The following is an 11307-nucleotide window of genomic DNA, read 5'->3' as shown; positions in this document are numbered from 1 at the left end:
GCCAGGGTGCCGGGTCCCGCGACGCCAGGGTGCCGGGTCCCGCGACGCCAGGGTGCCGGGTCCCGCGACGCCAGGGTGCCGGGTCCCGCGACGCCAGGGTGCCGGGTCCCGCGACGCCGGGGTGCCGCGCTCCCGACGGGGCGCGGCACCGGTGCGTCGGCCGGCCGGGTCCGGGCCGGCCCGGCGGTCAGGCCAGTTCGGCGGTCAGGGTGATGGTCGTACCGGTGAGGGCCTGGCTGACCGGGCAGTTCTTCTTGGCGTCCTCGGCGGCCGCCTGGAAGCCCTGCGCGTCCAGGCCGGGCACCTCGCCGCGCACGGTGAGGTGGATGCCGGTGATGCCGGTGCCGGGCTGGAAGGTGACGTCGGCCTTGGTCTCCAGCCTGGTGGGCGGGTTGCCGGCGCCGGCCAGGCCGTGCGCGAGGGCCATGGAGAAGCAGCTGGAGTGGGCGGCCGCGATCAGCTCCTCGGGGCTGGTCCTGCCGTTCGCCTGCTCGGCGCGCGACGGCCACGACACCGGCTGCTGCCCGATGCCGGACGAGTCGAAGCTGACGACGCCCTTGCCCTCAAGAAGGTTGCCTTCCCATTCGGTGTGCGCGGTGCGCGTGGTGGCCACGATGGTTCCTTTCGCGAGGGGACGCGGTCCCGTTGCCGGGTGTCCGGGTTCCCTATCCGATCACATCCGGGCGGTGGAGGCGGGGGTTCGCCGGCGACCGTGGGACGCGTCGTCACGCCGCCCGCTCGTCCTCCTCGGCCGTGGCCGCGCCGAGCGGGACCTCGGGTCCGGACAGCTCGCCGAGCCAGCGGCGCAGCACCCGGTGCACCTGCTCGGCCCCGGTCAGCCGCTCCCTCTCGGCGGTGGGCGCGGACAGCTCCAGCGGGGACAGCAGGAACGGTCGGGACTGGGCACCGCCGAGCCCGCCGTGCGAGCCGATCTGCTCCTCGAAGGCGAGCACTTCGCCGTCGGCCGGGTCGTACGCGGAGTTCACCATGATGTCGGCGGTGTGCGGGAAGGAGTGGGTGCGGCGGACCGCGTCGGCGGCGCCGGGTCCGAAGCGGGCCAGCGGGCCCGGATCGCGGTCGAGGTCGGCCAGCGGTATCCCCGTGCCGCCCGGGCCGAGCACCAGGCCGTCGTGCTCTTCGCTCGCCACCAGCAGGAAGCCGACGCCGGGGTGGTCGGCGAGGGTGGTGAGCAGGGCGGGGTGGCGGACGTCGATCTCCTCCTTGGTCATGCGGTGGTGCACGTCCGGGAAGGAGACGAGACCCAGATTGCCGGAGGCCAGCACGACGGGTTCGCGGCGGCGGGCCGTGCGGTGCTGCTCGCCCTCCTCCACGGGCCGGCGCAGCGCGGCCCGCACGGCGGCCCGGGCCTCGGTACCGCTGCGCGTGCGCTCGGCCCGGCGCGGCACGGGCAGCCCGCAGCCGGCCCGCACGAGGTCGGTGAGGGTGAGGCCGTAGCGGGCGCGGAACGTCTCGCCGGGGCTCTGGCCGTGGTCGGAGAGGACCACGATGCGGTACGGGCGCGGGGCGTGGTCGGCGACCCGGGCGAGCAGGGCGAGGCAGCGGTCGAGGCGCTGGAGCACCTTCGCGGCGTCGCGGCTGTGCGGCCCGGAGTGGTGGGCGACCTCGTCGTAGGCGACCAGGTCGGCGTAGACGGCGGAGCGGCCGGCGAGCATGTCGCCCATCACCGCGGCGACGACGACGTCCCGTTCCACGACGGTGGCGAAGGCGCGGACCAGCGGGTAGAGGCCGCCGCGGGAGACGCGGGGGCGCTGTCCTCGGATCCGGGCGCGGGTGGACTCGCCGATCTCGCGGGCGACCTCGGCGGTGAAGGACAGGGCGGTGCGGACGGCGTTGGCCGGGTCGGAGAAGTAGGCGAAGTACCCGGCGCGGGAACGGTTCTCCCGGCCCCGGCGGCGGGCCGCTATGGACAGCACGAGGGCCTGTTCCCCGGCGCCGCCGCTGAAGAGGTTGCCGCGGCTCGCGCCGTCCCCGGTGAGCAGCCCGCCGTCGCCGGTGTGCGCGACGGCGCGGCGCTGGAGTTCGGCGGCGCTCGTCGGCCGGTTGCAGACCATCACCTCCTCGCGGTCCTTCTCGTACCAGCGGAAGGCGGGCACGTCGTAGGTGCTGCCGTGCAGGATGCCGAGCTGGCTGGCGCCGGTCTGGCTGGACCAGTCGGTGTGCCAGGGGGTGAGGCGGTGGGTCGGGCGGGCGCCGTCGGACACGGGGTGCGCGCCCTCGCCCGCGGCCAGCCAGCGGGCGGCCGTCGGCATCAGGCCCTTCGCCACGGCCTCGGTCAGCACGTCGTGGCCGACGCCGTCGAGTTGGAGGAACAGCACCCCGGGGGTGGACGGACAGGGCGGATCGGTCCTGCGGCGGCGGGCGGCGAGGCGGTGCAGCCGGCGCCGGTAGGCCTCGTCGTCGCGCACGGCGAGCGCCCCGCCCGTGGCCGAGGCCACGGCGGACATGACCGCGGCCACGATGACGGCCGTCTCCGGCGCGACCGCGCCCCGGCCGGACGGGTTGAGGTCCAGGGCGAGCAGCAGCAGGGAGCCGTTGAGGAAGAAGACCAGCAGGCCGAGGACCAGGGCGGGGACGAGCAGCAGCAGCCGGACGAGCAGCGGCCACACCACCGCGGACAGGATGCCGAACGCGCCCGCGCCGAGGGCGGCGGTGAGGGCGATCCGGGTGGCGCTGTCGCCGTCGGCGGACTGGAGCCGGAAGTCGGGCAGGAGCAGCGCGAGGACCAGCATGGTGAGCGTGGAGACGGCCCATACGGCGACGCTGCGCCCGATCTGACTGGCGATCCACCGCCACCGTACGCCCCGCACGCCCGCCGCTTCCTCCGTTCCGGCCCTCCCCCCACCCCGCGGCGAGGTCGCTGTCCCGGTGCGCTGGGGCGACCGGGCCGCCCCCACCCTGTCATACCGGGCGGGAATCACCCGAAGGGGTTACCGAGAGATCACCGTCCGTCGTATCCGGCGGTCGGCATGGACAGCCGTCGGTGCACGCGCGCCTTCATCTGCGCGTCGTACGACGGCTCCGCCCGCCCCACCGTGACCACCCGTACCCCGCGCCGCGCGCACTCGGCGGTGAACTCCTCCACGTCCGACAGGGCACGGCGCAGCACCCGCAGGCTGGGCGCGACGAACACGTCCACGCCGGGGCGCACGCCGTCCCACAGGGCGCGGTGGTCGAAGCGGAGTCCGCCGACGAGGAGTTCCCTGGCGACGACATAGCCGTGTTCGGCGGCCCAGCGGGCGCACATGGCGTGCTGGGTGCGGCTGTCCACGAGGAAGGGCTCGGCGTCGAGTTCCTCAAGGGGCGTCAGACTGGCGATGGCGATGACCCGTGCCGGTGTGCGCGCGCCGGAGGCGCCCCGTGGCTGTCCCATGGCGTCCCCCTCACCTCCGGTTTTCGCCGCCGACCCTACTCCTGCCCGTAGGCTTCGGACAGGCGCGTGAAGGAGGCGAAGAAGGTGCCGGTGGAGATCACCTGGTGGGGTCACGCCACCTGCACGATCGAGGATTCGAACATACGAGTGCTCACCGATCCGCTGTTCGCTCGTCGGCTCGCCCATCTGCGGCGCCGGCGGGGCGCCATCCCGCCGGACGAGGCCCGGCGCGCGGATGTGGTGCTCGTCTCCCACCTGCACGCCGACCATCTGCATCTGCCGTCACTGGGGGCGCTCGACCGGGGCACACGCCTGTTTGTGCCCCGGGGCGCAGCACAGGGGGTGCCCGGCGTGCGCCGGCTGCGACACCTGCGCATCACCGAGGTCGTCCCGGGGGACGGGATACGCGTCGGCGAGCTGCTGGTGCGGGTGGTGCCCGCACGGCACGACGGGCGGCGGCTGCCGGTGGGGCCGCACCGCTCGCCCGCGCTGGGCTTCGTGATCGAGGGCGAGGCGCGGACCTACTTCGCCGGGGACACCGGGCTGTTCGACACCATGGCCGAGTGGGTGGGCCCGGTGGAGGTGGCGCTGCTGCCGGTGGGCGGCTGGGGGCCGTGTCTCGGGGAGGGGCACCTGGACGCGGGGCGCGCGGCGCGGGCCCTCGGCCTGCTGGCGCCGCGGGCGGCGGTGCCGGTGCACTACGGGACGTACTGGCCGATCGGCCTGGACGCGGTGCGGCCGCACGAATTCCACTCGCCGGGCGACGAGTTCGTACGACTCGCCGCGAGGCTCGCCCCGGACGTGGCGGTGCACAAGCTGGGGCACGGCCAGAGCGCCCGGCTGGAGGTCGCCCGGTGAGCTTGCTGCCCCCGGCCGCGGTACTGGCCGCCGCGTCGACCTCGGCCGTGCCGCCGGAATCCACTCAACAGGCGCTCGGGTACCCGTCGTTGTTCCTGCTGGTGCTCATCGGCGCGTTGGTGCCGGTGGTGCCGACGGGGGCGCTGGTGAGTTCGGCGGCGGTCGTGGCGTTCCATCAGACAGCGCCGTTCGCGCTGGCGTTGGTGTTCGTCACGGCGTCGCTGGCCGCGTTCCTCGGGGACGCGGCGCTGTATTGGCTGGGGCGGCGGGGGATGCGGTCGCGGAACGGGTCGCGGTGGCTGGAGGCGATACGGTCGCGGGCACCGGAGGAGCGACTCGCGCGGGCGCGGGGCAAGTTGGCGGAGCACGGGGTCGCGGTACTCGTCCTTTCCCGGCTGGTGCCGGCCGGTCGCATCCCCGTGATGCTCGCGTGTCTGATGGCCGAATGGCCTGCGCGGCGGTTCGCGCGGGGGAACGTGGCAGCGTGTCTGGCGTGGGCGGCGACGTATCAGGTGATCGGGATCGTGGGGGGCTCGTTGTTCCCGCGGCCGTGGGAGGGGGTCCTGGTGGCGGTGGTGCTGACGGTCTTGATCAGTGCGGTGCCTGGTCTTCATCGGCGGGTTCGGTAGCGCCGGGGGTCCCGAGGCGCGGTTCCCCGAGCCCCCGGCAGGGGCGCTTCAGCCCAGGACTCTCGACGCGCCTACCGGCAGGTCCCACAGGTCTTCCTGGGCAAGTCCCGCCTTTTCCCAGGCCGTTCGCACCCGGGTCAGGGGTTCGAGGACCGGTTCCGCCGAGAGGATGAAGGTGGCCCAGTGCATGGGGGCCATCCGACGGGCGCCCAGGTCGAGGGTGGCCTGGACGGCTTCCTCCGGGTCGCAGTGGACGTCGCTGAGCCACCAGCGGGGGTCGTAGGCGCCGATGGGCATGAGGGCGAGGTCGATGCCGGGGTAGCGGCGGCCGATACGGGAGAACCAGTGGCCGTAGCCGGTGTCGCCGGCGAAGTAGAGGCGCGGGCCTCCGGGCGCGGTGACGACCCAGCCGCCCCACAGGCTGTGGCAGGTATCGGTCAGGGTGCGCTTGGACCAGTGGTGGGCGGGCACGAAGTCGAAGCGGACGCCCGCGAGTTCGGCCCCCTCCCACCAGTCCAGCTCGGTGACGCAGGTGAACTCGCGGCGCTGGAACCAGCGGCCGAGCCCGGCGGGTGCGAACACAGGGGTGTCGCGCGGGAGTCGGCGCAGGGTCGGGGCGTCCAGGTGGTCGTAGTGGTTGTGGCTGACGACGACCGCGTCGATGCGGGGCAGCCGGTCCCAGGGCACGCCGACGGGGGTGATGCGGGCCGGGGTGCCGAGGATGCGGCGCGACCAGACGGGGTCGGTGAGCACGGTCAGGCCGCCCACCTGGACGATCCAGCTGGCGTGTCCCGCCCAGGTGACGGCGAGGGTGCGGGGGTCGGCGCGGGGCAGCGGGGCGGGCTCGTACGGCAGCCGGGAGATGTCGGCGAGGCCGTCCGGGCCGGGGCGCACCGCGCCCTCCCGGGCGAAGCGGGCCAGCGCCTTGAGGCCGGGCAGGGGCGCGGTGAGCCGGTCGTGGAAGGTGCGCGGCCACACCCGGCGTTCGCCCAGTGGGCGGGGTTCGGCCAGCGGCGGGAAGGAGGGGGCGCCGGGGACCGGCGGGGCGGGGACCGGCGGGGCGGCGGTCACACGGGCCGCGTCCGTCTCCGGGGCCGTCTCCGTCTCCGCCGTCACCGTCTCCGGCGCCGTCTCCGTTTCCGTTTCCGTTTCCGTTTCCGTTTCCGCGGTCACCGTCACCGTCGCCGTCGCCGTCGTGGAAGCCGTGAGTGAGTCGTCGGTCGTCGGGGTCGATCCGGGCTCATGCGTCTGTTGCGTCACCGAGGAGGCTCCCGTCGCTGGGCGTCGTCGCGGAGATCGTCGAAGACCGACCTCAAGGAGGCCAACGAGCTTTGCACAAAGGGCTGTTCCCAGGGTGTGGGGGAAACGAGGGACTGCGTGCGCTCCTCGTCCGTGCCGCCCAGCAGGGGCCCGGTGGAGAGGCGTACGCGCAGCGCCGCCAGGTCGTCGCCGAAGCGGTGGCCGCCGGGCGCGGGCATGCCGAGCCGGGTGGTGAGGAAGTCCTCCAACTCCTGCGAGTCGCTGACGCCTTGGACGGTGAGGGACTCGCGCAGCGGGCTCAGGTCGGCGTAGAGGTGGCGGCCGGCCTGCGGGGGGCGGGCGAGGGCGCCGGCGGCGGTGACGGCGCTGTGCGCGGCGGCGGCCAGGCGGGCGTGCAGCCGGGCGGTGGCCTCGCGGCGTTCGGTGACGGGCGGGGGTTCGTCGAGGGCGTAGCAGGCGGCCGCGGCGACGGGAGCGGCGAGGCGGGCGCCGAGCGCGGTGAGGATGTCCAGGACCCGTGCGTGCAGGCGCTGTCCGGTGCCGGAGGCGGGGAAGCGGGCGACGGCGGCCGGCCAGCCGGGCGGCAGCAGGGCGCCGGCCAGGTCGGTGACGACGGTGACGCTTTCGGGCCGCATCTCGGCGGGGCTGAGCAGGACGGTGTCGTGCGGGGCGTGCAGAGTGTCGCGCCAGGTCTCGTCGCTGACCAGGTGCAGTCCCTCGGCCGTGGCGGCCTCGACGGTCTCGTGCAGCAGTTCGGGCGGGGCGACGGTGGCGGTGGGGTCGTCGGCGACGGAGAGCACCAGCAGCTTGGGATCGCCGCCCTCGGCGCGCACCCGGCGCACGGTCTCCAGCAGCGCGTAGGGATCGGGGACGCCGCCGCTCTCGGCGGGCGTGGGCACATGGAACACGGGCCGGCCGAGGACCCGCGCGTAGGGGGCCCACCAGGCGGCGCAGGGGCGGGGGACGAGGATGTCGGCGCCGTCCCCGGCGAGCGCGGCGGTGAGGGCGAGGAGCAGCGCGGGGGCGCCGGGTCCGGCGGCGACCTGGTCGGGGACGCAGGGCAGGGCGCGGCGGGTCCAGTAACCGCAGGCCGACTCCAGCAGGGCGGGGGCGCCGCCGACGGGCTGGGCGGCGGCGCGGTCCGCGGCGGCGGCGACCACGGCGGTCAGTTCGGGGAGCACCGGCAGGCCGTCGCCGGGCAGCGGGGGGCCGTAGCGGACGGGGCCGTGGCCCTCGGGGTCCGTCCGCCGCATGTCCGCCTCCGCGCAGTCCGTGATGGCCCCCGGCCGTGCCGTCCTGGTGTGCCGCCCGGGGCTGCCCCGCGCCGGACGGTGCCGGAGGTGCGGCGACCGGTGGGTGGGTCTGTTGGGTTGGGTGGGTTCCTCGGGATGCCGTGTACCCGCTGGGCGTAAGTCCATGGGTGGACCGGGAGTTGTGCGGGTCACACGTCCGCCGGGCGGCCGCCTCCGCCGCTCCGGACGCGGCCGTGCAGCCGGTAGCCGGCGCCCGCGCACGCGGCGGCGATCAGCGCTCCGCCGGCGACCAGGGCCGGGACCGAGTCGTTGAAGGTGCCGCCCGCGCCGGCCGCCACGCCGCCGTGCTGGGTGCCGGAGCCGGCCGGGGCACAGTCGTCCCCCTCGTCGTCACCGCCGCTCCAGGCGGTGTCGCCGTTGCGGTCGTCGCCCCCGCCCTCGTCGGAGTAGCGGGGCTCGCGGCAGGAGTCGTCGCCGGAGTCCTCGCAGGCTCCGGAGCGGGCGCCGTCGCACGCGGGGTCGTCGTCGGCGCAGGACCCGTTCTTGGCGCCGGTGCACTGCCGCGCGTCATCACCGGCGCAGTTCTCCCCGGCCCGGCACTGGGTGCCGGTCCCGCTGCACGACTTGCCGGCCGCGCAACCCTGGCCGTCGGCGCAGGACTTGCCGTCGGCGCAGGTACGGGTGTCCGCACAGGACTTGCCGGTGCCGCCGCTCGCGCGCGAGGTGGGGCCGGGCACGCGGCCTTCGGTGTCGCCGCCCGCGCCCGGATCCGGCGCGGCTGCCGGCGGCCGGGTGGTGCCCGACATCTGCGGCTCCGGGGCGTTCGGCTGCGGGGCGGTCACGGGGGCGCAGGTCGCGGACCCCGCGCCGGGGGTGGCCACCGCGGCGAGGGCGGCGGGGCCGGTCAGGGCGAGCGCGGCGCCGGCGACGAGGGCGGCGGGCAGGGCGCGGGCGGTGCGGCGCATGTGAGGGGCTCCTCGGGAGCTACGGCGGACGGGCTGACGGTGGTACGAGCGGCTGGATGGCGGTACGGCACCCACGCCGTCCGGCGCCCGGGGTCGTACCCCTCCCTCCCCCGCCATCACAGCCCGCCCCACGCCCCGGCGCGCGCGGCCGGACCCCATTCGCGGGACGCGGACGCCCAGCCGGGTGACGTGGCGACGGGCAGAGCCCCCGGCGCGGACCTCTGTCCGCACCCCGCGCGAAACCCCCCGCGGCCCCCAGCTCACCCCCACCCCCACCCCCGCCCCCACCCCCGCCCCCACCACGAGACCCGGCGCGGGTCCCGACGCAGGGGCACCGGGCCGTCTCCGGAGGTTTTCCGGCCTCGTGGTCGGAGACTCGGTCAACGCTGACCGGATCATCGGCTTCGTACCCCACCGGGGAGGTCCCTCCATGAGCACGAAGGTGTCCGACCACATCCTGGAGCGTCTGCGCGCCTGGGGTGTCGAACAGGCGTTCGGATATCCGGGTGACGGCATCAACGGGCTGCTCGCCGCCTGGGGCCGCGCCGAGGACCGGCCGCGGTTCATCCAGTCCCGGCACGAGGAGATGTCCGCGTTCGAGGCGGTCGGGTACGCGAAGTTCAGCGGGCGCGTCGGCGTGTGCGCGGCGACCTCCGGGCCGGGCGCCATCCACCTCCTGAACGGCCTGTACGACGCGAAGCTCGACCATGTGCCGGTACTGGCGATCGTCGGCCAGACCGACCGCAGCGCGATGGGCGGCTCCTACCAGCAGGAGGTCGACCTGCACACGCTGTACAAGGACGTCGCCTCGGAGTTCGTGGAGACGGTGACGGTGCCCGAGCAACTGCCGAACGTGCTGGACCGGGCGATCCGCACGGCGTACGCGCGGCGCTGTCCGACCGCCGTGATCATCCCCGGTGACGTGCAGGAACTGGACTACTCACCACCGACGCACGCCTTCAAGACGGTGCCGTCGAGCCTGGGCACGAGCGAGTGGACGACGACCCCGACGGACGAGGCGCTGCGCCGGGCCGCGGACGTCCTGAACGCGGGCGACAAGCCGGCGATCCTGGTCGGGCAGGGCGCCGCGGGCGCGGTCGCCGAGGTGCGGGAGATCGCCGAGCTGCTCGGCGCGGGTGTCGCGAAGGCGCTGCTCGGCAAGGACGTGCTCAGCGACGAGCTGCCGTACGTCACCGGGCCGATCGGGCTGCTGGGCAGCAGGCCGTCGTACGAGCTGATGCGGGACTGCGACACCCTGCTGACCATCGGGTCCTCGTTCCCGTACACCCAGTTCATGCCGGAGTTCGGCAAGGCGCGCGGCGTGCAGATCGATCTCGACCCGCACATGATCGGGATGCGGTACCCGTACGAGGTGAACCTCGTCGGCGACGCGAGGGCGACGCTCCAGCGGCTGATCCCCCTGCTGGAGACCGACCGGGGCGGCCGGGAGTGGTACGACACGGTGACCGCGAACGTGCGGCGCTGGCACGAGACCATGGAGCGGCGGGCCGGGCTCGCGGCGGACCCGATCAACCCCGAGTACGTGGCACGGGCGCTGGACCCGCTGCTCCCCGACGACGCGATCCTCACGTCCGACTCCGGTTCGGTGGCCAACTGGTACGCGCGGCACATCACCATGCGCCCCGGCATGCGCGGCTCGCTGTCCGGGACGCTCGCCACGATGGGTCCCGGCGTGCCGTACGCGATCGGGGCGAAGTTCGCGCACCCGGACCGGCCGGTGTTCGCACTGGTCGGCGATGGCGCGATGCAGATGAACGGGCTCGCGGAGATGATCACCGCGGCCAAGTACCGGGACCGCTGGAGCGATCCGCGGCTGATCGTCGCCGTGTGGAACAACCAGGACCTGAACCAGGTGACCTGGGAGATGCGGGCGATGGAGGGTTCGCCGTCCTTCCTGCCCTCGCAGGAGATCCCGGACGTGCGGTACGCGGACTTCGCGCGCTCGCTGGGCCTGGAGGGCATCCGGGTCGAGAAACCCGAGGACGTCGAGGCGGGCTGGCGGGCGGCCGTCGCGGCGGACCGCCCCTGTGTGATCGAGTTCCTGACCGACCCCGCCGTACCGCCGATCCCGCCGCACGCCACCTGGGAGCAGATGGAGGCCACGGCCGCGGCCGTCCTCAAGGGCGACGCGGACCGGGGCTCGATGGTCAAGCAGGGGCTGAAGGCGAAGGTCCAGGAGTTCCTGCCGGGCCGGAGCAGGCGGTAGGCGACGGTGTCGGTGAGGCCGTACCGGGTACGCGGGTGCGGACGCTCGACCCCTGGAGAGAGACATGCAGCGAGGCAGTGACCGGCTGAACGTGCACCGGGACGATGAGATGAAGCACGAGCTGAAGGGGCTGCTCAGGTCCGGGCATCCGACCCGGGTCGACGAGTGGTACGACCCCGAGCCCGCCGCCGACGACGACCCGGAGGTGACCGGCGGCCCGGTGGGCGGCCTGGGCTCCCCGGCTTCCCTGGAACGGGTGCGGCTGGAGCTGGCCCGCAGCCTGGGGCGCGGCGCCTTCCCGGCCCGGGCGGGCGAGCTCGCCGCGGCGATGCGCCGGGCCAACGCGCCCGACCCGCTGGTGGAGGCGGTGACGGAGCTGCCGCGCGGCGAGCGGTTCCGCAATGTGCAGCAGCTGGCCGAGGCGCTGACGGGCGGCGGCTGAGCCGGGGCCAGGCCGCGCGGATCGCGCGGGGCGCCACCGTCGACGTACCAGGGAGTCCCTGATCCACGCGCTGACGACGACCGAGGTCGGCGTGCCGTCGCGCTGCCCTGCGCTACGAGGTGCGCCCCGCCGCTGCCGGCCGCGCGGCGGGGTACGGCGGGCTGTCGGGCGGCCGCCGGCCTCGCGGTCGGCGCGCGCGTGCCGCTGCCGTGGGGCGAGGGGCTGCCGGCGCGCCGCCGGCGCGCGGACAGGGCAGGGAAACGGCGCGTGCGGGCCGTTCGA

General features: G+C 75.1%; 10 protein-coding genes. 4 read left to right on the top strand and 6 right to left on the bottom strand.

Features of this window, described 5'->3' with window-relative positions; all coding sequences use genetic code 11:
* Positions 1-187: 187 nt before the first annotated feature.
* The 3 genes from ACWDD7_RS06865 to ACWDD7_RS06855 all read right to left on the bottom strand — a co-directional run bounded on the left by ACWDD7_RS06865 (position 188) and on the right by ACWDD7_RS06855 (position 3391).
* Positions 188-613, bottom strand: coding sequence for an OsmC family protein (locus ACWDD7_RS06865; protein ID WP_351879745.1), 426 nt, complete (start codon positions 611-613; stop codon positions 188-190).
* A 112-nt stretch (positions 614-725) separates the two neighbouring features.
* Positions 726-2828, bottom strand: a complete 2103-nt coding sequence (locus ACWDD7_RS06860; RefSeq protein WP_450456606.1) for a phage holin family protein — start codon at positions 2826-2828, stop codon at positions 726-728.
* Between the two features lie 131 nt (positions 2829-2959).
* Positions 2960-3391: a recombinase family protein gene (locus tag ACWDD7_RS06855; protein ID WP_351879751.1), complete on the bottom strand. Its 432-nt coding sequence runs from the start codon at positions 3389-3391 to the stop codon at positions 2960-2962.
* An 84-nt stretch (positions 3392-3475) separates the two neighbouring features.
* On the opposite strand from ACWDD7_RS06855, the gene ACWDD7_RS06850 reads away from it, so the two are divergent.
* Positions 3476-4249 carry an MBL fold metallo-hydrolase gene (locus ACWDD7_RS06850; protein ID WP_351879766.1) on the top strand — a complete coding sequence of 258 codons (774 nt, stop codon included), beginning with the start codon at positions 3476-3478 and terminating at the stop codon, positions 4247-4249.
* A gap of 23 nt (positions 4250-4272) precedes the next feature.
* The gene (locus tag ACWDD7_RS06845) at positions 4273-4878 is read left to right on the top strand and encodes a DedA family protein (protein WP_450456731.1); all 606 of its coding nucleotides are present in this window, start codon (positions 4273-4275) and stop codon (positions 4876-4878) included.
* A 48-nt stretch (positions 4879-4926) separates the two neighbouring features.
* Here the strand turns inward: ACWDD7_RS06845 and ACWDD7_RS06840 are convergent, their stop codons facing one another.
* From ACWDD7_RS06840 to ACWDD7_RS06830, 3 genes are all read right to left on the bottom strand, one after another.
* On the bottom strand, positions 4927-5949 hold the full coding sequence (locus ACWDD7_RS06840) for an MBL fold metallo-hydrolase (RefSeq protein ID WP_450456730.1): 1023 nt from the start codon (positions 5947-5949) through the stop codon (positions 4927-4929).
* 185 nt (positions 5950-6134) lie between these two features.
* Positions 6135-7391, bottom strand: a complete 1257-nt coding sequence (locus ACWDD7_RS06835; RefSeq protein ID WP_450456605.1) for an aminotransferase class I/II-fold pyridoxal phosphate-dependent enzyme — start codon at positions 7389-7391, stop codon at positions 6135-6137.
* A 188-nt stretch (positions 7392-7579) separates the two neighbouring features.
* On the bottom strand, positions 7580-8356 hold the full coding sequence (locus tag ACWDD7_RS06830; RefSeq protein WP_450456604.1) for a hypothetical protein: 777 nt from the start codon (positions 8354-8356) through the stop codon (positions 7580-7582).
* Positions 8357-8786: 430 nt separating this feature from the next.
* Between ACWDD7_RS06830 and ACWDD7_RS06825 the strand changes: the two genes are divergently transcribed.
* The gene (locus ACWDD7_RS06825; RefSeq protein ID WP_450456603.1) at positions 8787-10583 is read left to right on the top strand and encodes a thiamine pyrophosphate-requiring protein; all 1797 of its coding nucleotides are present in this window, start codon (positions 8787-8789) and stop codon (positions 10581-10583) included.
* Positions 10584-10647: 64 nt separating this feature from the next.
* A complete protein-coding gene (locus ACWDD7_RS06820; protein WP_351879763.1) occupies positions 10648-11025 on the top strand; it encodes a DUF2795 domain-containing protein in 378 nt (125 codons plus the stop codon).
* Positions 11026-11307 lie beyond the last annotated feature (282 nt).

This window comes from Streptomyces sp. NPDC001056, from assembly GCF_053598955.1.
The sequence above is the reverse complement of the archived record's forward strand: the minus strand, read 5'-3'. Positions and strand labels throughout refer to the sequence as shown.